Raw genomic sequence first — 22023 nt, forward strand, 5'->3', positions numbered from 1 at the left:
GCTGCATTCTTCGCCATGCCGGTCTGCAACGAGCAATTTCCTGTGCGCCGGTGCTCACGTACCCAAAAGTACGCTCCGCTCCGGTACTCGAAAATCACTCCTTTCGCCACGGCCTGACGAATTTGCAACTATAGTGTTAGACGAAGCCTGCGGCAATCGCGGCATCGGAGAGCCTCGACATTGCTTTTCATATAGCGTAGTGGGACCACTCCGGCATGCGGCGTGCCGCCCATGGCGATGCAGATTTTTTGAGTCCCGCATGATACCGTCCCTGATCAGGAAACAGCCCCTCAACGGCCTCACACTCGAACTCTCGCAGCACCTGGCCCAGGCGGGCTTTCAAGGTGACGTGGAAGTCGGCGACAGCTCGCGTGCCGTCTATTCCACCGATAATTCGATCTATCAGGTAGAGCCGACCGGCATCGTGTTTCCCAAAGGCACGGACGATCTGAAAATCCTTGCATCGGTTCTGGAACAACCGGCATTTCGCGACGTGGTGATTTCGCCACGCGGCGGCGGCACCGGCACCAATGGCCAGTCGCTCACCTCCGGTATTGTGGTCGATTGCTCGCGCCACATGAACCGCATTCTGGACATCGACACGGAACGGCGCGTGGCCCGCGTCCAGTCGGGCGTGGTGAAAGACCAGCTCAACAAGGCGCTGAAACCGCATGGCCTGTTCTTCGCGCCGGAGCTTTCCACCTCCAACCGTGCCACCATCGGCGGCATGGTCAGCACGGATGCCTGCGGGCAGGGGTCGTGTCTTTATGGCAAGACCAGCAATCACATTCTGGGGCTCAATGTCGTCCTGGCCAATGGCGAGGAACTGTGGTCACGCCCGCTCGACGGCCCGGCGCTGGCGGAAGCGCAGCAGAAGCCCGGCCGTATCGGTGAAATTTATCGCGCTGTTGCGCGCATCGCGACCGAAAAACGGGCGCTGATCGACGAGATTTTCCCGAACCTCAACCGGTATATGACGGGTTATGATCTGAAGCATCTGTGGCGCGAGGATGGGCGTTTCGATCTCAACGCCATTCTGTGCGGATCGGAAGGCACGCTGGCGATGATCGCGGAGGTCGAGGTCAATCTTCTGCCGATCCCGGCCCATGCGCTGCTGATCAATATTCGCTATGACAGTTTCAACACCGCGCTGGAACATGCCCGCGCGCTAGTGGCGCTGAAGGTCGCTTCCGTCGAAACCATCGACGAAAAGGTGCTGGGTCTTGCCAAGAAGGACATTGTCTGGCCGGGCATTGCGCGCTTTTTCCCGGATGATGGCGGCAGCCCAACCAATGGCATCAACATTGTGGAACTGGTGGCCGACAGCGCGGTAGAGCTGGAGAGCAAGTTCCGCGAAGTGATTGCTGCGCTTGATGCCGATCAGTCCGATGGCGGCAAGCCTTACACCATTGCGCGTGATCCAAAGGATATCGAGGAGATCTGGACCATGCGCAAGCGCTCGGTCGGTCTGCTCGGCAATGTCGATGGGCCGGTGCGTCCGGTGCCGTTTGTTGAGGATACGGCAGTGCCGCCGGAGAATCTTGCCGCCTATATTCGCGAGTTTCGGGCGCTGCTCGACGGCGAGGGTTTAAGCTATGGCATGTTCGGCCATGTCGATGCGGGCGTGTTGCATGTGCGCCCGGCGCTCGATCTGACGCGGACTGATCACGAGCCACTGGTGCGCAAGATCAGCGATGGCGTGGTTGCGCTGACGCGCAAATATGGCGGCGTTCTGTGGGGCGAACACGGCAAGGGTGTGCGGTCGGAATATGTACCGGAATTTTTCGGCGCGCTTTATCCAAGCCTGCAGGAAATCAAGGGCCTGTTCGACCCGCGCAACCGGCTCAATCCCGGCAAGATCGCAGCGCCCGCCTCGCAGGCACTGCTGAAGATCGATGAGGTGCCGCTGCGCGGCCAGTTCGACCGGATCATCGGTCTGGAAATCCGCGAAGCTTTCGACAACGCCGCCTATTGCAACGGCAATGGCGCCTGTTTCGATTTCGACGATGCGAGCCTGATGTGCCCGTCCTACAAGGCGACGCGCGACCGTCGCTATTCGCCGAAGGGCCGTGCCTCGCTGATGCGCGAATGGCTGCGCCTGATGGCGGAGAGCGGGAAAGACCCGCGCAAGGAAGCAGGAAAAGCCCGCAGTGCCAGTGCAATCCGCACGCTGCCCGCAAGGCTGTGGAACTCGATCAACCCCGCCAATCGCAACGATTTCTCGCATGAAGTGCGCGAGGCGATGGATAGCTGCCTCGCCTGCAAGGCCTGTGCCGGGCAATGTCCGGTCAAGGTCAGCGTTCCGGCCTTCCGGGCTAAATTTCTCGAAATCTACTATGGACGCTATGCCCGCCCGATCAAGGATATGATGGTGGCGAGCATCGAGAACACCTTGCCTTTGTTTGCGCGGCTGAAGCCCGCCTATAATGTATGGGTTGGGTCATCTCTGGGGCAGGCGCTGATGCGTCGGGCCGGGCTGACGGCGCTGCCGGAAATGCCTGCTTTGTCACTGGCGCGTGAAGCGCGACGCATGGGCGTGGCGGTGGCAACACCGGAGCGGATGCGCAAACTAACGGAGGCGCAGCGGCAACAGGCGGTGGTGTTCGTGCTGGATGCCTTCACGGCCCATTTCGACCCGGCTGTCGGGCTGGCCGCGCTGCAATTGGCGCGCAAGATGGGCTTCACGCCCTATCTCGCCGCACCCAACCAGAACGGCAAGGCCCTGCACGTTCACGGCTATCTCGGCGCTTTCGAGAAAACCGCAGCGAAATCCATCCGCTATCTCAACGAACTGGCCGAGATGGGCATTGCGCTGGTCGGTCTCGACCCTTCCATGACGCTGACCTATCGCAGCGAATATAAGGGGGTCGAGGCGGCGCGGATCAAGGCGCAGGTCAATCTGATGCAGGAATGGCTGGACGCCCATCGCGACCGTCTGCGTAGCGCTGACACCATGGCGGGTGAAAAGCGGCTGCGTCTCCTCGGGCATTGCACCGAGCGCAGCAATGTTCCATCCTCGATGAAGCAGTGGAAATCCGTTTTCCAACAGATCGGCGTGGAGCTGGATGTGCCGGAAACAGGCTGTTGCGGCATGGCGGGCACGTTCGGCCATGAGGTCCGCAATCGCCCGATTTCGGAAAAGCTGTACGCTGCAAGCTGGAACGGCATCCTCGCATCGTCCGGCGAGGGGGATATCATCATGGCGACCGGCTATTCCTGCCGCTCGCAGGTGAAGGCGATTGAAAGCCGCGCCATCCGGCATCCTGTCCAGATACTCAATGAAATAGTCATGCCCGTCGGCGCGTAGTTTTAAGTTTCCTTGATTGCAATCAAGGAAAACCTGATACAGCGGGACTAGATTTCTGATTGCGGGCTGCTTTGCCCGCATGTTTGGGCGCTTTCGGCCTGTCTGCCCGGGCAGCGGCGGTGCTCGTGATGGAGATCGACATGAAAATGCGTATGACCGCGTTGGGACTTGCCGCCGGTGTCTTGGGCCTTCTTTCTGCGCCCGCTTTTGCTGAAAATATTGAAGTTCACATGCTGAACAAGGGCGCTGAAGGCGTCATGGTGTTCGAACCGGCCTATATCAAGGCAAAGCCGGGCGACACGGTAACCTTTATTTCGGTGGATAAGGGGCACTATGTCGAGTCGGTCAAGGACATGCTTCCGGCAGGCGTGGCCCCGTTCAAAAGCAAGATGAACGAGACCTATGTGCTGACCGTCACGGAGCCCGGCGCATATCTCGTCAAATGCACGCCGCATTTTGCGATGGGTATGGTGGCGCTGATCGCTGTTGGCGACAATCCAGCCAATCTCGATCAGATCGTCGCCGCCAAAAAACCGAAGATCGTTCAGACGCGACTGGAGAAAGTCATTGCCAGCGCGCAGTGACGGGCAAGGGCCTTCGTAAAACCGCACTCAATCCGACCGAAAACTGCGCGATGCATGCCGCAGTTTTCGACAACTTGACATTTAATCAATCGATTGATTAAATCATCCTATGAAACCGCCCCGTCGCACTAGTCCGGCCAGCGCCACTGGCCAAGGCGAAACATCGCTCCCCAGTGATCAGACGCGCATGGCGTTGATCCATGCGGCATTGCGGCTGTTCGGGTCGAAAGGCTACGACGCCACGTCGACGCGCGAAATTGCGGGTTTTGCCAAGGCGAATATCGGGTCCATCGCCTATCATTTCGGCGGCAAGGAAGGTCTGCGGCTTGCCGCCGCCGACTATATCGTCGAGACGATACAGGGCGTTGCCGGTCAGGCGCTCGGTCATTCCGGGGCAATCGGCGAGCCCGCGGTGACGAAGGAGGCCGCGCGTCAGCAGCTGGGCGTCGCGCTGGAACGGATGGTGCAGTTCATCGTGGCGCAACCGGCGTCCGGCGAAATCGTTCAGTTTCTGTTGCGGGAACTGGCGCATCCGACCGCAGCGCTCGACCGCATCTATTCCGGCGTTTTCGAGCCGACCCACAAACGGCTTTGCGCTGTCTGGGAGGCGGCGACCGGCGAAGCGGCGGAAAGCGAGCAGACGCGCCTCACTATTTTCACGCTGTTAGGGCAGGTCGTCTATTTCCGGATCGGGCAAGAGGCGGTGAAGCGGCGCATGGGCTGGGCGGCTTTCGGCCCCGATGAGGCCAGGGCGGTTGCAGCCGTTGCGCGGCAAAATCTGTTCGCCATTCTTGCCGCCCGCGATGCGCAGCACAATAAGGACGAAGTGTAATGAGCCTTCTCTGTATCGTTCCTTTCGCGTCCTATCTGTTTGCGGCATGCAGCAGCCAGCCGCTGGCCGTCGGCTATGTCGAAGGCGAGTTCGTGCAGCTCGCACCGCTCGAAGTTGCGCAGGTGCAATCCGTCATGGTGAAGCGCGGTGACCGCGTGGAACCGGACAAGCCGATTGCGCTTACCGAAGATACGGATGCGAAGATTGCGGTTGCGCAGGCCGCAGCCGCACTGGCGCAGGCCGAGGCGAAGCTTGCGGATTTGCAGGTGGGCAAACGCCCGGATGAAATTGCGGTTCTGGAAGCGTCGGTGCGCACCGCCAATGCGCAGGCCGATGATGCGCGGCGCACATTGTTGCGTACGCAGGACCTCACCAAGCGCGGGGTGATGACGCAGGCCCAGCTGGACGATGCCAAAACTAGTGTGGAGGTCGCCGAAGCGGCCATCAATCAGAGCATGGCCAATCTGGCCGTGGGGCGCTTGCCCGCCCGCCCGGAAGAAATCAAGGCCGCCGAAAATGCGGTCAAGAGCGCTGCCGCGCAGCTTGATTCCGCGCGCTGGCATCTGACCAAGCGCACCATCGTTGCGCCCGCTGCCGGGCGGATCACCGATGTCATCCGCAATCCGGGCGATACTGCCGGGCCAACCGCGCCGGTGCTGACCATGTTGCCGGACGGCGCTGTGAAGCTAAAAGTCTATATCCCGGAAGCCAAGTTCTCCTCCGTCCGGGTGGGCGACTTGCTGTCGGTCCGTTGCGATGGCTGCGCGGCAGACCTGAAAGCAAAGGTGAGCTATGTGTCGCCGGACCCTGAATTTACGCCGCCGGTGATCTATTCGCTCGAAACGCGCCAGAAACTTGTCTATCTCGTCGAGGCGCATCCGGTCGATCCGGCTTCGCCGCTCCAGCCGGGCCAGATCGTCGATGTCGATCTGGCGAACAGGTAGGCGGACGCGATTATGTCGAACGCCATCGATGTCAAAGGCCTGGTGAAGCGGTTCGGCGATGCAACCGTCGTCGATCATGTGAGCATGTCGGTGGCGGAGGGCGAGATTGTCGGCTTTCTGGGGCCGAACGGTTCCGGCAAGACCACGACCATCCGCATGATGTGCGGCCTGCTGACCCCCGACGAAGGTGAGGGGCAGGTGCTCGGTTTTGACCTGCGCACGGAAGGGCTGAAGATCAAGCGCGAGGTCGGTTATATGACGCAGCGCTTTTCCTTCTATGAAGACCTGACCATCGCCGAAAATCTGGAATTCGTGGCGCGGCTTTATCGGCTGAAGCCGGTGCGGGAGCACGTCGCGCGCACGCTGGAAGAGCTTGGCCTGACATCGCGTGGCAACCAGCTGGCCGGAACGCTTTCCGGCGGTTGGAAACAGCGGCTGGCGCTTGCCGCCTGTATCATGCACAAGCCGAAGCTCTTGCTGCTGGACGAGCCGACCGCCGGTGTCGATCCCAAGGCGCGGCGCGATTTCTGGGACGAGATACACCGCCTTGCCGATGGCGGCCTGACGGTGCTGGTTTCAACCCACTATATGGATGAGGCCGAACGATGCCACCGCATCAGCTATATTTCCTATGGCAAGCTTCTGGCGACGGGAACGGTCAAGGATGTGATCGCCGAGGCGGGGCTTACGACGTTCATTGTCAGCGGCCAACGGCTCAGCGATGTCGCGCGCGAACTGGAGAACGAGCCGGGTGTCGAGCAGGTGGCGCCATTCGGCGCGACGCTGCATGTTGTAGGCTCCGACCGGGCCAAACTTGAAACGGCGCTCGACAAGATCAGACACCGGAAGGACCTCGCGATCGAGGCGGGCGAAACCAGCCTTGAGGATGTTTTCATCCAGTTCATGGCCAATGCGCAGGACAATATGTCGAAAGCGGGAAGCGACGGGAGTAGCAAGGCCGGGAGCAGCAAAGGATGACCGGCAGCTGGTTTTCATTCGAGCGTCTTGGCGCGATGTTGATGAAGGAATTCATCCAGATGCGGCGCGACCGCATCACCTTCGCCATGATGCTGATGGTGCCGCTGATGCAGCTTCTGCTGTTCGGCTTTGCCATCAACAACGACCCGAAAAGCTTGCCAAGCGCGGTCGTCGTGACAAGTCAGGATCATTACACCCGGGCGATGATTTCGGCGCTGGAAACGACCGGTTATTACCGCTTTGATCATGTGGTTCAAAGCGCTGCCGAAGCCGAAGCGCTGCTCGCCAACGGCACAGTCTCTTTCGTGGTCACCATTCCTTCCGACTTCGCGCGGCGGGTAGATGCGGGCGATGCGCCGCAAATCCTGATCGAAGCCGATGCGACCGATCCATCGGTGGCAAGCGGGGCGATTTCGACGCTCGGCACCGTGGCCAGTCAGGCGCTGCTGCGCGAGCAGGGCAAACAGGCCGAAGCGACGGGTGCCGCCAGCAGCCAGCTGCAGGTGATCGTGCATCGCCGTTACAACCCGGAAGGCGTGTCGCAATATAATATCGTGCCCGGTCTGCTCGGGGTCATCCTGCAAATGACGATGGTGATGATGACGGCCATGGCGCTGACCCGTGAAACCGAGCGAGGCACGATGGAAAACCTGCTTGCTATGCCCGCTACGCCTGCCGAGATCATGCTGGGCAAGGTGCTGCCGTTTCTGGCTGTCGGCGCGGTGCAGGTGGTGGTCGTGCTGGTTGCGGCAAAGCTTCTGTTCGGCGTGCCGTTCGTCGGATCGCTGGCGCTGCTTCTGGCTTGCGTGCTGATCTTCGTTTTGTCGCTGGTGCTGCTTGGCTATACAATTTCGACCGCTTCGCGCACGCAGATGCAGGCCATGCAGCTGACCTTCTTCTTTTTCCTGCCGTCGCTGATGCTGTCGGGCTTCATGTTCCCGTTCCGGGGCATGCCGGATTGGGCGCAGACTCTGGGCGAGATTTTCCCGCTCACGCATTTCCTGCGCATCGTGCGCGCCGTCATGCTGAAAGGCGCAACCCTTGCCGACATCGCCGGCGAGGTGAATGCGCTGATCCTGTTCGTTGTTCTCTTTGCCACGATGGCGCTGTTGCGCTTCCGGCGCACGCTTGATTAACGAAACGCGCGCCGGAGCCAGGTTTTATCAGCAAGCCGAAGCGGCTAGCTCCACTTTCGGGCGGCGTGACAACGTGAAGAGCAGACCCGCTGCAGCCAGAAGGCCTCCGGCCACCGGGATAGCGGCATAGCCGTAGCCAGCGCTCAGCACCGCGCCACCCAGAGCAGCGCCCACTGCATTGCCAAGGTTGAATGCGCCGATATTGATCGACGAAGCGAGCCCCGGTGCTTCGGCTGCGGCCTGCATAACGCGCATCTGAACCGGCGGCACGATGGCAAATGCCGCAGCACCCCAGGCCAGCAGACTGATGAGCGCGCCGACATGGCTGTTGAGCGCGAACGGCAGCACGAAGCTGACGGCTGCGAGCATGGCGAGGAAGATCCGCGTTGCGCCATTGAGCGACCAGTCGGCCAGACGGCCACCCAGCGCATTGCCGATGGTAAAGCCCACGCCGATAATGACGAGCGCCAGCGTCACGAAACCTTCCGAAGCGCCGGTGCGATCAGCCAGAACGGCGGCAACATAGGTGTAGAGCGTGAACATCGCGCCTGCGCCCATCACGGTTGTCGCCAGCGACTTCAACACGGTTGGCCGCATCAGAACGCCCAGTTCCTGACGGATATTGGGCATCTTGCCCGCTTCACCGCGCGGCAGCGAAAGCCAGAGCGCGACAATGGCGACGAGGCCGAGAACCGCAGTTCCCGCAAACGACATGCGCCAGCCGATCTGCTGTCCGATCCAGGTGGCTGCCGGGACGCCGCCGATATTGGCAATGGTGAGACCCATGAACATGGTCGCAACCGCGCTGGCCCGCTTTTCCGGCGGCACGACGCTGGCCGCAACAACTGCGCCGAGACCGAAGAACGCGCCGTGGTTAAGGCTTGTCACCAGACGTGCGGCAAGAAGCGTCCAGTAATCGGGCGCCATTGCCGAGAGAATGTTGCCGATGGTGAAGATCGCCATCAGCAGCATCAGCGCGGTGCGCTTGCCGAAGCGACCAAAGGCCAAAGTCATGATCGGCGCACCGATCATCACGCCAATGGCATAGGCGCTGACCAGAAGACCAGCGGTCGGGATCGATACGTTCACACCATCGGCGATGACAGGCAGCAGGCCCATCGGCGCGAATTCGGTGGTACCGATGCCGAAGGCACCGATTGCAAGCGCAAGCAGCGGCCAGTTGAAACCGGCCGCGCTGGTTGCGCTTGTCTGAGCGGTTGAAGCACTCATAGCGAAATCTCCGTATTACTTGTCCCAGACAGGCGCCAGCTCGGGAGGGCTGACCAGACGTCCATCGGGACGGGCGAGCTTTGCAATCGCTGCCATGTCTTCAGAATTGAGTTCAAAGTCGAACAGGTCGAAGTTTTCCGCGACACGTTCCGGCTTGGCGGTCTTCGAAAGCGTGATGAAGCCGCGTTCGATGAGCCAGCGCAGCGCAACCTGTGCGGCGGTCTTGCCGTATTTCGCGCCAATGGCCTGCAACGCCGGATCACGCGGAACCGCCCCATCGGCCATGCCGAAATAGGCGGTGATGGCAACGCCTGCTTCCTTGGCGGCTGCGGCAATCGCGTTCTGGTCGAGATAAGGATGAACCTCGATCTGGTTGGTCACGATCGGCGCGGGGCTGCGTTCAATCGATTCTTTCATCTGCGCGATATTCTGGTTGCTGACGCCGATAAAGCGCGTCTTGCCGGAAGCCTGAACCGCGCTCAGCAGGTCAACCTGTTCGACAATCGATACTTTATGGGCTGGCCAGTGCAGAAGCAGCAGATCGACCTGATCGACTTGCAGCTTGTCCAGGCTTTCGGTTACGGAAGAGGCGAATTTCTCTTCGCTATAATTATCGACCCAGACCTTGGTGGTCAGGAACAGATCGTCACGACGCGCGCCTGCCTTTTGCAAGGCTTGGCCAAGGGCTGCTTCGTTCTGATAAATCTGGGCGGTGTCGAAATGGCGGAAACCTGCTTCCAGTGCGGCTGGAATGATGGCTTCCACTTCGGCATCCGACATGCGGAAAACGCCGAAACCAAGCGCGGGAATGGCCGCGCCATGTGCGTTGATGAACTTCATGGTAACTCCTGTTGACTGGCTGGACGCGTTTCGCGCGGGGCGCGCACGAAGCTTGGGAGGCAGACGCTTCCAGTCAGGAATCTATTAGAAACCTGTGATGTCCCAAGAAATAGGCCCAACATTCTCACTTGAAAATGCGCTGGCGTTCCACATTATCTATGAAACGATTTCACAGATGAGGTCATGAATGGATAATCGCGCCGGTGAGATGCAGGTTTTTCTGCGGGTCGTGGAGGCGGGCAGCTTCTCTGAGGCGGCACGATTGCTGCGCATGAACCCGTCCACGATCAGCAAGCTGATTTCCCGTATCGAGACGCGGCTGGGCGTGCGGCTTCTGGAACGGTCGTCGCGCCGCCTGTCGCTGACCGCCGAGGGGCGCATCTATTATGAGCGCAGCCAGGGGCTGCTGCACGACTTCGATGAGATCGAGCGCGAACTGTCGCAAGGCTCGGCCAGCACGGGCGGCACGGTGCGCGTCAACACATCGGTCGCGCTGGGCACGCTGGGACTGGAACCGATACTGCCGGAGTTTCTTGCCGCCTATCCCAATATTGTGGTGGACCTGTCACTCGGCGACGAGATTATCGATCTCTATCGTGATCGAACCGATGTGGCGCTTCGCACCGGTCGGTTGCCGAACTCCAGCATGATGGCGCGCCGGATCGGACTGGCCCGGCGCAAGATTGTGGCGGCTCCGGCCTATCTGGAGCGGTGCGGCACGCCGCTGACGGTAGACGACCTTGCGGACCATAATTGCATCGGGTTCAATTTCCGCCGTATGGCGCCCGTCTGGCCGCTCAAGGAAAGTGGTCGCATTGTCGACCGCGCCGTCTATGGCTCGTTGCTCGCCAATAATGGTGAAACGGTCCGTCGCATGGCCGTCGCCGGTCTGGGGCTTGCCCGCCTTGGTGACTATCACGCCCGCGACGATATAGCTGCCGGTCGGCTCGTCGAGGTGCTGGCCGATGTGATCGAGAGCGACGAGGAAGAGGTGAACGCTGTCTATCTGGGTGGCGCGCGCCTGCCCCAGCGTGTGAAGGTTTTCCTCGATTTCGTGGTGCCGCGTTTGCAGGCGTTTCTCGCCAAGTGAAGTGGAATCATGCCGAATCATGTTGCATATTTGCTTCTAAGTGCCGGTTTTCCGCACAAAACGGCGCTTTCCGATAAAATTTAGCACATCTAATAGCTCAATAATTTCAGGTCCTTGAGACGGCGCGTTCGGCTTTTCAAGAATCCGTGCTCTCGTTTTGTATTGACTGTTAACATCGCGTTAACCACAGTTTGTTGCAATGTGTTACGCAGTGTTACAATTGGTGAACTGGAAGCGAGGTGCGGATTGAAAGGTGTACGGCAGATAAAACGACAATCCCGGCAGGCAAGCCTGCCACAAGGGGATAAGTCTGCCGTGGCCAGCATGACCTCATTCTGGGGCCTGATGCGCGCCTATTGGGTATCGGACCGCTGGAGAGAAGCCTGGGCGCTCACCGCCGCGATCTTTCTTCTGACCGCTTTCGTCAGCAAGACGACGGTGTGGGTGGCGGAAGCCTCCGGTCATCTGATGAACTCCATTGTCAACGCCAATACCGCACCGGTTCAAAACCCGTTGGCGACGATTTCCATCAATGCAGGTATTCTCATTCTGCTGATGCTGGCGAAGGATGTGATGCTGGTCGGCTCACGGCATTTCCTTTCAACCACCTTGCACCGCAAGTGGCGCAAATGGCTGAACGACCAGTTTTCCGCAGCGCTTCTTAATAGCAGGCACACGCATTTCCATTTGCAGCAGGGCCGCGGCAAGGACCAGATCGACAATGTCGATCAGCGCTTGCAGGAGTCGATCAAGGGCATGACCGGCGGCGCTATCGGCCTCGTAATGGGTATTGTCGGCGTCGTTCTGTCGGCCTTCTTCATCGGGCAGAAGCTGATTGAAATGTCCACGGATGTGGAAGGGCTGGAAGTCTTCGGCTCCTATGGCAGCGCGGTTCTCGCCTTCGCCGCCATCCTGATTTACGTGCCGCTTGGCACATTCGTCGCCGTCAAAATCGGTCGTCGTCTGGAACGCCTCAATCTCGGCATTCAGCAGGCGGAAGGTTCCTATCGTGGCGAGTGGACGACCCTTTTGCGCCGCAGTTTCCAGATTTCCGCCTCCAATGGCGAGGCCGTGCAGCGTTCGGTGAACGAGCGCCTCTACAAGGATGTGGACGGAACGTGGAATAAGCTCAATCGTTTTGACGCGGCCTATCTTGCCTTCCAGCAAGCCTATGGCTTCCTGTCCAATCGCATCGTCGCCTATATTCCGGGCCTTCTGCCCTATATGGGCGGGTCGGTGAGCTTCCGGAATTATGTCACGGGCGCGGAACTCGTCACCGCCATGATCAATGATTGCTCGTGGTTCATTCAGGTCATGCCTGCCATCGCCAATCTGCGCGCCAATGCCGGTCGCGTGACCGGGCTGGCGCGCGCCATGGAAAATGTGCAGGACCCGACGGATTTCTATGCGCGCTCGGGCGTCAACCGCTTTGCCTTTGGCCGTCAGCATCCGCGCTTCGGCCTGTCTGTCCGCAACCTCACGCTGATGCAGGGGCCGGGCAGCGAAGCGCCGTTCCTGCGTTCCGGCGTCATCAATATCCGCGCAGGCGACTGGGTCTATATGCGCGGTGAATCCGGCTCGGGCAAAACCTCTTTCGTCAAGGCGCTAAACGGCCTTTGGCCCTATGGCACCGGCGATATCATCTATCCGCAGAACGCGACCGCGCTCTATGCCACGCAGGATGCGAAGTTCCCGTCCGTCTCGCTGAAGCAGCTTGTCAGCCTGCCGGGCGATGCCGGAAGCTTCAGCGATCTTGCCGTCGCTGCGGTCCTGCATGAAGCGGGTCTCGGCGAATTCATCGAAAAGATGAACGATAGCGATGCCGGTGGTGCACCGTGGGATATGGTTCTGTCTGGCGGGCAAAAGCAGAAGATCGTGCTGGCGCGCATTCTCCTGCACAAGCCTTCGATCATCTTCCTCGATGAGGCCACAGGCGCGCTCGACCCGGCTTCAAAGGCGCGCTTCCATACCGCCCTGAAGAGCCGCTGCCCTGATGCCATCGTCATCAGCATCATGCATGAGGAAAAGCTTCCGGTGCTGGAAAACGGCGCACAGGTCTATTCCCATGTGCTGGATATCCGCAATGGCTATGTGTCCTTGCGTCCTGTTCATTTCGATCTTCCGGGTGCTGCCCACGCCCCGCTCATCGCGGCTGAATAATCGCTGCCTATAACGCAGAGTTGTAAAAGTCCAAATTTGGACTATATTCCATTCTGGACGAATGGAGACGATCATGGCTCGTGGCAATGTGGCGTTAAAGACAGGGATTGAAAAAGGTCCGGACGTTCTTGATCCGCGCCGTTTCGGCCCATTATCGCGCAAGCGATTGAGTGCGCCCGGGCTGCGTACCTTTCTGGCTATTGCCGATCTCTGGGGGCTGGACGAGCAGCAGCGTCTGCTGGTTCTGGGTCTTCCGTCGCGCTCGACCTATTACAACTGGGTGAAAGCCGTGCGCGAACATCGCGATATCACGCTGGATGTCGATGTGCTGACGCGCCTGTCTGCCGTGCTCGGCATTCATCAGGCGCTGGGTGTTCTTTATCCGGATGAGACGGCGGGCGTGCGCTGGCTGACGACGCCCAATCGCGCAACGGTGTTTGGCGGGCATCCGCCGCTGAGGCTGGTGACGGGTGGCACACAGGACGGATTGCTGACTGTGCGGCGGTTTCTCGATGCGGCCCGTGGCGGCCACTTCATGGAACCAAACGAGATCGACAGCGCCTTCACGCCTTATCGCGATTCCGACGTGGTGTTCTCGTGAGGCGCAATCCCGCGCCGCATCCGAGTTACCGGCTTATTCCGTCGCGTTTTCCTCCGGTCGGACTTTTCGACACGGTGGCGACCGCTGCCGATCTGGAAGCGGTGATGGAACTGGCCGGCTGGACCAATGACCGGCTACTGGTCGAACGTCTGCAAAGGCTACCGCATGAGGAATGGGTGTTCGGCAGGCCGAATTCCAGCATCGTCATGGCGACATTTCTGCATGTCGCGCCGGGCGGCATGCGGTTCAACGGGCCGGAGCTCGGCGCATGGTATGCCGCCGCCAGCATCACCACCTCCGTAGTGGAAGTAGCGCATCATATGCGCCGTGAGGCGGTGGCCACGGGGCAGGAGACGCTTTCCCGGACATTCCGCGTTTATAGCGCGCGCCTTGAAGGCGATTTCATCGATATCAGCGGCGAACAGGTGGCAAGACCTGAAATCTACGCATCCGACGACTATCGCGCGTCGCAGCTTTTCGGCGAGGAAATGCGCGCTGCCGGAGAAAACGGCATCCTGTTCGATAGCCTCCGCCATGAGGGCGGCGTCAACATCGCCGCTTTTCGTCCGAGCCGTATTCTCGATGTTGTGCAGGGCGACCACTACGATGTGACGGTCGAGGCATTCTCGCAGAAAATTCAGGCGAAGAAGCTGTCGGGATAAGGCATTTGTTACACCGCCCATTCGACATCGGTGGTGAAGGCGATGGTGAGCCAGCGGTCGGGGCTTTCTTCACCCAGCGCATTGCCGATTTCATCGCGCAAAGCGTCCCATTCTTCCAGCCGCCGGGGTGGTAGGTTGGGCGGAACGATAAAGTAAAGTTCGATCTGTTTGCCGCGACCGACTTTGGCGACATAAGCGCGATAGGACATGAAGCCATGACGCTTCACAATGTCTTGCGCCACGCTGTCGACATGTTGCTTGAGATCGGCGGGCGTAACCAGAAATATGTCGGCCAGCGCCTGTTTTATCGTGCCGATAGGCATAGGGATGATGGCGAGACAGACCACGGCCAGCGCGGTCGGGTCGATATAGGGCGCTATCCAACCAAGCTCGGTGCCCTCCACGAGATAGCCGATCAGGAAGGCGATCAACAGCGCGGCGGTAATGCCGCCCGACATGATCCACGCCTTGGCATCCAGCGCCACGAACTCCGATTTTATGACGCGGTTGGCGCGCATTTCGAACCACGCCATGCCGAGGCATGCAACCAGCGCAACCACCGCATAGAAGATGGCATAGGTGAATTCGAGATGGCGACCGCCCTGCATGATAATGGCAATTGCATTGATGAGTGCGTAGATCGCAACGCCGGTCAGCATGATGCCGTTCAGGCCAAGCACCATCGGTTCCAGATGCCAGAACCCCATGGTGAAACGCTCGCGCAATTTGCGGTTGGGCTGCTCCGGGGATGCGGAGAGCGCGATGAGGCGCGATACGATCAGCGCGAGCCCGCTCATGGCTGCGTCGGCCAGCATATAGACACCGTCGAAGACAATGGAGAATGAACCGGACAAAAGACCGAATACGACGCCGAAACCGGCGACCAGCAGAGTAACGCCTATCGAGACTTGAAGAACCGTTTGTTCACCGCGCAATTTTTACTCCAAATTTAAAAATCAAATCGGCAATATTGCTTGAAAGGTCATTCGCCGCTTTATTCGCGTTGCGTGCGATGGAAAATATATACATCGAAGGAAGGAAACCGGCAAATTCGAGATGTTTTTATTGAAGAATCCTCTAACATGAAAGTCATCGCTTCGGCTTCCTGAAGCTTTCCTGCGCGCTGTCGTTCGCAAACGAAAAGAAGGGGTGTGTCTTGTCGATACGGATTGGCCAAAAATACGGGCACCTCATTCACGGATGGAGCTGCGCCTGCCATAGCCCGCAAGCCCTGCAACTGATGGCACGAATGGAAAAGAAGCTGTCGCGCCGCAATCTGCTCAAGGCTGCCGCCGCAACGCTTACCGTATCGGCACTGGGCCTGACCGGCACGGCGATGGCGCAGACCAAAGCCCCGGCAAAGCCGTTTCTCCTGACCAATGTGAAGATTTTCGACGGCACCAGCGCCAAGCTCATCGAAGGCCAGAACGTTCTGGTGGAAGGAAATCTCATCAAGGCGCTGGTCGGCGCGCAGGAAACGGTCGCAGACGCGGACGTTATCGATTGCGGTGGTCGCACACTGATGCCGGGCATGATCGAAGCCCACTGGCACTCCATTCTGGCCGGAATATCGCAAATGGCCGCCATGACAGCCGATATTCCCTATGTGCATCTGGTGGCCGCGCAGGAAGCCGAGCGCACGGTGCTGCGCGGCTTCACGACGGTGCGCGATGTCGGTGGGCCGTCTTTCGCGCTCAAGCGCGTCATCGACGAGGGCGGCGTGGTGGGCCCGCGCATTTACCCATCCGGCGCCATGATTTCGCAGACCTCCGGTCACGGCGATTTTCGTATGCGCACCGATCTGCCGCGAAGCGCGCAGAGCGATCTGAGCGTGGCGGAACGGGCGGGCATATCGGCCATTGCCGACGGCGAGGCCGAAGTGCTGCGCCGCGTGCGCGAGCAGTTGATGCTCGGCGCAAGCCAGATCAAGATCATGGGCGGCGGCGGTGTTTCCTCATCTTACGACCCGATCGACGGTATACAGTTCACCGAAGCCGAGACCAAGGCGGCTGTTGCTGCCGCCTCCGACTGGGGCACCTATGTCTGCATCCACACCTATACATCCGCCGGCATTCAGCGGGCTCTCGATTGCGGCGTGAAATCCATCGAGCATGGCCAGCTTGCCGATGAGGAAACCGTCAAGCGCATGGCCGATGCCGATGCGTGGTGGAGCATTCAGCCGTTTCTTTCCGACGAGGATGCCAATCCGAAATCCGACCCGGTGCAGCGCCAGCAACAGCAGCAGATTTCCGACGGCACGGTCAGGGCAATCGAGCTTGGGCGGAAGTACAAGGTCAAGATGGCGCTCGGGACCGACATTTTGTTCAACCCGAAGGGCACTGCGACCCAAGGCAGGCAGTTGGCGAAATTTGCGCGCTGGTATGACAATGCAGACGTGCTGCGCATGCTGACCAGCGGCAATGCCGATCTGGTCGCGCTTTCGGGGCCGCGCAATCCTTATCCGGCAAAACTGGGCCGCATCGAAGCGGGAGCCTATGCGGATATTCTCGTGCTGGATGGCAATCCGCTCGATGATATTTCATTGATTGCCGATCCAGACCGCACGATGAAGCTCATCATGAAGGATGGGCGCATTCACAAAAACACGCTTTCGGCTTGAAGGGGCGCATTTTGAATAGACCAGGTCACTACGCCGTTGCCATTGTCCTGTCCCTTTGCGGCGCACAGGCTGCCAGTGCCGCCGATGCGGTTACCGTTCCGCCGGAGGCGCCGCCCGTCGTGGAAAGCCAGCGCTGGGCCCTGCAAATCACACCCTATGTCTGGGCTGCGGGTCTCAAGGGCGATATTTCGCCTTTCCAGCGCGCGCCGACCATCGGCATCGAAAAGTCCTTTTCCGATGTGTTGAGCGATCTCAATTTCAGCGGCTTCGTCAATGTCTGGGGCCGCTACGACCGTTTCGTCGTCTCGGGCGACATGATGTATGTCGATACGACCGAAAGCCACGCCTACGGCAACCTGCCGCCACTGCCGATTGCCATTCCATCGGGCACGGTCGTCAAGGGCGATGTGGACAGCAAGCAGTTCATGGCCACGCTGCAAGCCGGCTATCGCGTGGTCGATACGCCCAAATTCACGCTTGATGCGCTGGGCGGCATCCGCTTCTGGCACATTTCCAATGATGTGACGGTGAGCGCGCTTGGCCTGACGCGGAGTTATGGCGAAAGCTTCAACTGGGTCGATCCGGTGGTGGGTACGCGAGCGCTTCTGCGACTCACGGACAAGCTCTCCTTGCAGGCACAGGCGGATATTGGCGGCTTCGGTGCCGGGTCTGAGCTGACCTGGTCAGTGCTTGGCACGGTCAATTATCTGCTCACCGATCACCTGTCGGTCTCGGCGGGCTACAAGGCGCTGCATGTCGATTATGACCGCGATGGCTATGTGTTCGATTCTCGCCTGAATGGCCCGGTTTTGGGTGTGACCTATCGGTTCTAACCAGCGACCGACCGTTCGATTTCGGTGATAGCCAGTTCACGAGAATGAAATAGACGGCATTTTCCTGCCCCGATAGAAAGCGGAAGGCGGTTGGCGCACCGAACGCCGGATTCTTAAAAATTGCAGGAATAACATGCCGATCTACGAACTGGCTGCGGCGGGGGCAGCAACGTGCTGGGCACTGACGGGTCTCATTTCCGCCTGGCCAGCCGGTCATTTGGGCGCGCTTGCCTTCAATCGCGTGCGCCAGGTGTTCGTGACGAGCCTGCTCGCCATCTACGTGATTGCCACCGGAAAATGGCAGCAATTGACCGGCGATGTCGTTCTGCCGTTGCTGCTTTCAGGTTTCATCGGCATTTTTCTGGGCGATACCCTGCTTTTCATCACGCTCAACAGGCTTGGGCCCCGCCGCTCCGGCATTTTGTTCGCCATGAATGCGCCAATGACCGCATTGCTGGGCTGGCTGGTGCTGGGTGAAACGCTTTCCCTGACCGCCGTGCTCGGTATTGTCATCACGGTTTTCGGTGTTTCGCTGGCGATCTTCTTTGGCAAGCGCGCCAATCAGCAGCATCCATGGGAAACGATCAAAGGGTCGCTGTGGGCCGGTGTCGGCCTCGGGCTTTTGTCGGCGCTTGGTCAGGCCATCGGCTCGATCATCGCACGTCCGGTGATGGAAACGGGCATCGACCCGTTTGTCGGCTCCATGTTGCGCGTCGGTATTGCCGCCACCTGTCTGTCGGTTTTGATGCAGCTGCCCTTCGCAGCCGTCAAGCCCCGCAATCCGCTCAACTGGCGGGTTGGAGCGATGACGGCACTGACCGGCTTCCTGTCGCTTGGCGTCGGCATGACCTTGCTGCTTTTTGCCTTGTCGGGCGGGAAAGCGGGCATTGTCTCGACCATTTCGGCTACAACACCCGTCATCATATTGCCGCTGCTTTGGCTTCGAACAGGCGAGCGCCCGGCAGCGGGCGCATGGCTCGGGGCCGCCTTTGCCGTGGTCGGCATGGCGCTGATCTTTATGCGTTAGGACGCTGCGCGTCCTTGCTGCGCGCCATCCAGCGCTCGCGGAAAGCCCTGCGCCGTGAACGCCAACGCGGGCGCGGAAGCGTCTGCGCGGATGTTTTGCTGCGCATTGCCGGGGGCGGCGACAGCAGGCGGATGAAGAACAGGATGCAGACACCGATGGTGAACAGCCAGAACATTTCGTCGGTAAGATCGTTGATCATAGTCTCATTCCAGCGGTTCGCCTGGCGTTCAAAAACTTGAGTATGCGGCGTCCATCAATGATTAGGAAATTAAAATAGAACACCGTTCCGACGGAATCGGATCGGTGCATTTCAGTAGAGATAGCTTCTGGCGAAACTAAGTCCAAGTCACGATAGTGTGCTTGTTTGCCAAGCTGATTATTGTGTCACGACCTTTGGTTTCAGGCGCAGGATCAGCGGCACAAGCACCAGCGCGACAGCGGGGAAAACCAGCCAGTTGATGGTTTCCCAACCGGAAGCGTGCAGCAGCGATCCCGCGAAGAACGACGCGCAGGCAACCGTTCCGAACATGATGAAATCGTTGGCGCCTTGTGCCTTGCCGCGTTCGGCGGGCGTGTGGCAGTCGGTGACCATCGCGGTGGCACCGATGAAGCCGAAATTCCAGCCGATGCCAAGCAAGATCAGTGCAAACCAGAAATGGCCGACATCGAAGCCGCCGAGCGCGACGGCTGCGGCCCCGGCGATCAGGATAAGCCCGAGCGCGGTGATCTTCTCCTTGCCATAGCGGGCGATCAGTTTGCCGGTGAAGAAGCTCGGTCCAAACATAGCCAGCACGTGCCACTGAATGCCAAGCGCCGCATGATCGACCGAATGGCCATGACCGACCATGGCGATAGGCGCTGCCGTCATCACGAAGGTCATCAGGGCATAGGAGCAGACGCCTGCCGCCACCGACAGGATGAAGCGTGGCATTTTCAGAATCTCAATCAGGGGTCTGCCGGTATCGTTGTTGGCATTGGCTGCTTTGACGGCCTTGGGCGCGCGCAGCATGAACAGCACCGGCAATGCCAGGAGGCCAAGCACCGCCTGGCTCAGAAAACTGCCCGCGAACATGGCGTCGGGGATGGTATCGCGCGTCCAGATCACCAATTGCGGGCCGACGATTGCGGCGATAAGACCGCCGACCATCACGTAGGAAATTGCTTTGGCCTTCATGTCGCCGCTGGCGGCGTCTGCGGCGGCAAAGCGATAGCTTTGCACATAGGCGGCGTAGAGACCCGCCGTCAGCGTGCCAAGGCAGAAGATCAGGAACGATGCCGAGAAAATGCCTGCGGCTGCGATCAACCCCGCCGCCATGCCGACAAGTGCGCCGAGCATATAGGCATTGCGCCGTCCGAGTTGGCGCATCAAAAATGCGGCAGGCAATGTGCCAAGAGCGAGCCCCAGATTGAACAGGCTGACGGGCAGGGTGACAAGGGCTGGATCAGACGACAATTTCTGCCCGACAAGACCGCCAAGCGAGATGACGATGGGCGGGCTCGACGCGCCGAGCGCCTGTGCCATCGTCAGGATAAGAATATTGCGGCGAACGGACGAATTGTCGGTCATATTTTCCCTCATGCAGCGACGCAGGAAATTAACGTCATAGTTGCCCGCCGAATAGAGGAAAAATATTCCATACTGACGAAGTTGGTTTTTCCTCTCGTCGGCACGGAAGTCTTCAAAGCTTCATTGGACAGTCAAGCACCTGTCACGAAGCTTGCTTACCCATGCGCATTGCTCAATCGGAACGGGGACATTCCATGCATCGCTCTTTAGGCACTTCGACCCTTCTCGCCAGCCTGCTGGCTTTCACCATCGCACCGGCCTTGGCTGAGGAAAAAACCTTTTCGGCCACACTCAAGGCTCACGCGATCCTGCCAGCCAACACGGTTATCGCGGCACCGGATGATGCGGCAGACCATTTGAAGACCTCCGGCAAGTTCACCACCGCCGACCGCAAACGCGCCGAGGGCATCGGCACGATCGAGGGCAAGGATGGCGTGCGCAAAACCGGCCTTTCGCTTCCTTTCGACGGCCAGCCGGTGCAGGGCTTTTCCGGCATCAAGACCATGGAAGACGGCAGCTTCTGGACGCTGTCGGACAATGGTTTTGGGTCGAAGCTCAACTCGCCCGATGCCATGCTGATGCTGCACAATGTGAAATTCGACTGGGACAATGGCAAGGTCGAGCGGGTAAAAACCCTGTTCCTCTCCGATCCGAACAAGAAGGCGCCGTTTCCGATTGTCATGGAAGGCGCGGAAAAGCGCTATCTGACCGGGGCCGATTTCGACGTGGAATCGATCCAGCCGGTGGCGGATGGTTTCTGGGTGGGCGAGGAATTTGGTCCCTTCCTTTTGAAATTCGATACTGAAGGCAAACTGACCGACGTATTCGCGACGCAGGTGGGTGAAACGCCGGTCGTTTCGCCGGACAATCCGAAGCTCGCTTTGCCTGCCAATCCGAGCCTCAAACTTCCGGCATACAATCTGAAGCGTTCGGGTGGCTTCGAAGGCCTTGCCATATCGAAGGATGGTTCGAAGCTTTATGGTCTTCTCGAAGGCCCGCTTTTCGTCGATGGCGCGCCGGAAAAGACCGAAAGCGGCAAGACCGGCCTGCGTATTATCGAGTTCAGCGTGGCCGACAAGAAATGGACGGGTCGTTCGTGGCTCTATCCTCTGGCCGATGGCGGCGAAGCAATTGGCGATTTCAACATGCTGGACGCCAGCACGGGTCTGGTGATCGAGCGTGACAACGGCGTTGGTGTTGCGGAAAAGGCCTGTGCCGATCCGAAGAAGCCGCAAGCCGATTGCTTCGACGCGCCGTCCAAGGTGAAGCGCGTTTACAAGATCTCCTTCGACGACAGCAATGTCGGCAAGGAAGTGCGCAAGATCGGCTATATCGACCTGCTGGCCATTGCCGACCCGGACAACAAGCGCCGTCAGGGCGGTCATGACGCCATTTACGACATGCCCTTCCTGACCATCGAAAATGTCGACCGCGTAGACGATACCCATATCATCGTCGGTAACGACAACAATCTGCCGTTCTCGGCTGGCCGTTCGCTCGACAAGGTTGACGACAATGAATTCGTGCTGCTGGAAGTCGGCGATTTCCTGAAAGCCGAATAAGCCGCTTGTGCCATGATTGAAGAAAAGCCGCGGGATCGTCTCGCGGCTTT

Annotated in this window: 19 protein-coding genes; 14 read left to right on the plus strand and 5 right to left on the minus strand. The window is 59.4% G+C overall.

Features of this window, described 5'->3' with window-relative positions; genetic code table 11:
* The first annotated feature begins 259 nt into the window (after window positions 1-259).
* From ydiJ to FIC94_RS00165, 6 genes are all read left to right on the plus strand, one after another.
* The gene (gene ydiJ / locus FIC94_RS00140) at window positions 260-3307 is read left to right on the plus strand and encodes a D-2-hydroxyglutarate dehydrogenase YdiJ (protein ID WP_140023507.1); all 3048 of its coding nucleotides are present in this window, start codon (window positions 260-262) and stop codon (window positions 3305-3307) included.
* 146 nt (window positions 3308-3453) lie between these two features.
* Window positions 3454-3891, plus strand: coding sequence for a pseudoazurin (locus FIC94_RS00145; protein WP_140023996.1), 438 nt, complete (start codon window positions 3454-3456; stop codon window positions 3889-3891).
* Window positions 3892-4000: 109 nt separating this feature from the next.
* Entirely contained in the window at window positions 4001-4723 is a 723-nt protein-coding gene (locus FIC94_RS00150; RefSeq protein ID WP_140023508.1) for a DUF1956 domain-containing protein, read from the plus strand.
* On the plus strand, window positions 4723-5667 hold the full coding sequence (locus tag FIC94_RS00155; RefSeq protein WP_140023509.1) for an HlyD family secretion protein: 945 nt from the start codon (window positions 4723-4725) through the stop codon (window positions 5665-5667). The genes FIC94_RS00150 and FIC94_RS00155 overlap by 1 nt, the downstream gene beginning before the upstream one ends.
* Window positions 5668-5679: 12 nt before the next feature.
* On the plus strand, window positions 5680-6645 hold the full coding sequence (locus FIC94_RS00160; RefSeq protein ID WP_140023510.1) for an ABC transporter ATP-binding protein: 966 nt from the start codon (window positions 5680-5682) through the stop codon (window positions 6643-6645).
* Window positions 6642-7781: an ABC transporter permease gene (locus tag FIC94_RS00165; RefSeq protein WP_140023511.1), complete on the plus strand. Its 1140-nt coding sequence runs from the start codon at window positions 6642-6644 to the stop codon at window positions 7779-7781. Before FIC94_RS00160 ends, FIC94_RS00165 begins: the two co-directional genes overlap by 4 nt.
* A gap of 27 nt (window positions 7782-7808) precedes the next feature.
* Here FIC94_RS00165 and FIC94_RS00170 read toward each other — a convergent pair whose 3' ends face one another.
* Both FIC94_RS00170 and FIC94_RS00175 read right to left on the minus strand, forming a co-directional pair.
* Window positions 7809-9011 carry an MFS transporter gene (locus FIC94_RS00170; protein ID WP_140023512.1) on the minus strand — a complete coding sequence of 401 codons (1203 nt, stop codon included), beginning with the start codon at window positions 9009-9011 and terminating at the stop codon, window positions 7809-7811.
* 15 nt (window positions 9012-9026) lie between these two features.
* On the minus strand, window positions 9027-9851 hold the full coding sequence (locus tag FIC94_RS00175) for an aldo/keto reductase (RefSeq protein ID WP_140023513.1): 825 nt from the start codon (window positions 9849-9851) through the stop codon (window positions 9027-9029).
* A 187-nt stretch (window positions 9852-10038) separates the two neighbouring features.
* Between FIC94_RS00175 and FIC94_RS00180 the strand changes: the two genes are divergently transcribed.
* The 4 genes from FIC94_RS00180 to FIC94_RS00195 all read left to right on the plus strand — a co-directional run bounded on the left by FIC94_RS00180 (window position 10039) and on the right by FIC94_RS00195 (window position 14364).
* Window positions 10039-10941, plus strand: coding sequence for a LysR family transcriptional regulator (locus FIC94_RS00180; RefSeq protein ID WP_109367731.1), 903 nt, complete (start codon window positions 10039-10041; stop codon window positions 10939-10941).
* Between the two features lie 315 nt (window positions 10942-11256).
* A complete protein-coding gene (locus tag FIC94_RS00185; protein WP_180917853.1) occupies window positions 11257-13101 on the plus strand; it encodes an ABC transporter ATP-binding protein/permease in 1845 nt (614 codons plus the stop codon).
* 73 nt (window positions 13102-13174) lie between these two features.
* On the plus strand, window positions 13175-13702 hold the full coding sequence (locus FIC94_RS00190) for an MbcA/ParS/Xre antitoxin family protein (protein WP_140023514.1): 528 nt from the start codon (window positions 13175-13177) through the stop codon (window positions 13700-13702).
* Window positions 13699-14364 carry an RES family NAD+ phosphorylase gene (locus FIC94_RS00195; protein ID WP_109367728.1) on the plus strand — a complete coding sequence of 222 codons (666 nt, stop codon included), beginning with the start codon at window positions 13699-13701 and terminating at the stop codon, window positions 14362-14364. Before FIC94_RS00190 ends, FIC94_RS00195 begins: the two co-directional genes overlap by 4 nt.
* Window positions 14365-14372: 8 nt before the next feature.
* Here the strand turns inward: FIC94_RS00195 and FIC94_RS00200 are convergent, their stop codons facing one another.
* Complete coding sequence (locus FIC94_RS00200) at window positions 14373-15299, minus strand: cation diffusion facilitator family transporter (protein WP_140023515.1); 927 nt, start codon at window positions 15297-15299, stop codon at window positions 14373-14375.
* A 314-nt stretch (window positions 15300-15613) separates the two neighbouring features.
* Here FIC94_RS00200 and FIC94_RS00205 point away from each other — a divergent pair, with 314 nt between their 5' ends.
* The 3 genes from FIC94_RS00205 to FIC94_RS00215 all read left to right on the plus strand — a co-directional run bounded on the left by FIC94_RS00205 (window position 15614) and on the right by FIC94_RS00215 (window position 18844).
* Window positions 15614-16984, plus strand: a complete 1371-nt coding sequence (locus tag FIC94_RS00205) for a metal-dependent hydrolase family protein (RefSeq protein ID WP_109367726.1) — start codon at window positions 15614-15616, stop codon at window positions 16982-16984.
* Window positions 16985-17031: 47 nt separating this feature from the next.
* Complete coding sequence (locus FIC94_RS00210; RefSeq protein WP_371830884.1) at window positions 17032-17817, plus strand: porin family protein; 786 nt, start codon at window positions 17032-17034, stop codon at window positions 17815-17817.
* Between the two features lie 133 nt (window positions 17818-17950).
* Window positions 17951-18844: a DMT family transporter gene (locus FIC94_RS00215; protein WP_121538888.1), complete on the plus strand. Its 894-nt coding sequence runs from the start codon at window positions 17951-17953 to the stop codon at window positions 18842-18844.
* Here the strand turns inward: FIC94_RS00215 and FIC94_RS00220 are convergent.
* Window positions 18834-19043: a hypothetical protein gene (locus FIC94_RS00220; RefSeq protein ID WP_109367858.1), complete on the minus strand. Its 210-nt coding sequence runs from the start codon at window positions 19041-19043 to the stop codon at window positions 18834-18836. The two genes, FIC94_RS00215 and FIC94_RS00220, sit on opposite strands and share 11 nt — an antisense overlap.
* Window positions 19044-19220: 177 nt before the next feature.
* Entirely contained in the window at window positions 19221-20411 is a 1191-nt protein-coding gene (locus tag FIC94_RS00225) for an MFS transporter (protein ID WP_140023516.1), read from the minus strand.
* 194 nt (window positions 20412-20605) lie between these two features.
* On the opposite strand from FIC94_RS00225, the gene FIC94_RS00230 reads away from it, so the two are divergent.
* Window positions 20606-21973: an esterase-like activity of phytase family protein gene (locus FIC94_RS00230; protein WP_180917855.1), complete on the plus strand. Its 1368-nt coding sequence runs from the start codon at window positions 20606-20608 to the stop codon at window positions 21971-21973.
* The last annotated feature ends 50 nt before the right edge of the window (window positions 21974-22023 follow it).

The organism is Ochrobactrum teleogrylli (assembly GCF_006376685.1).
Taxonomy (GTDB): domain Bacteria; phylum Pseudomonadota; class Alphaproteobacteria; order Rhizobiales; family Rhizobiaceae; genus Brucella; species Brucella teleogrylli.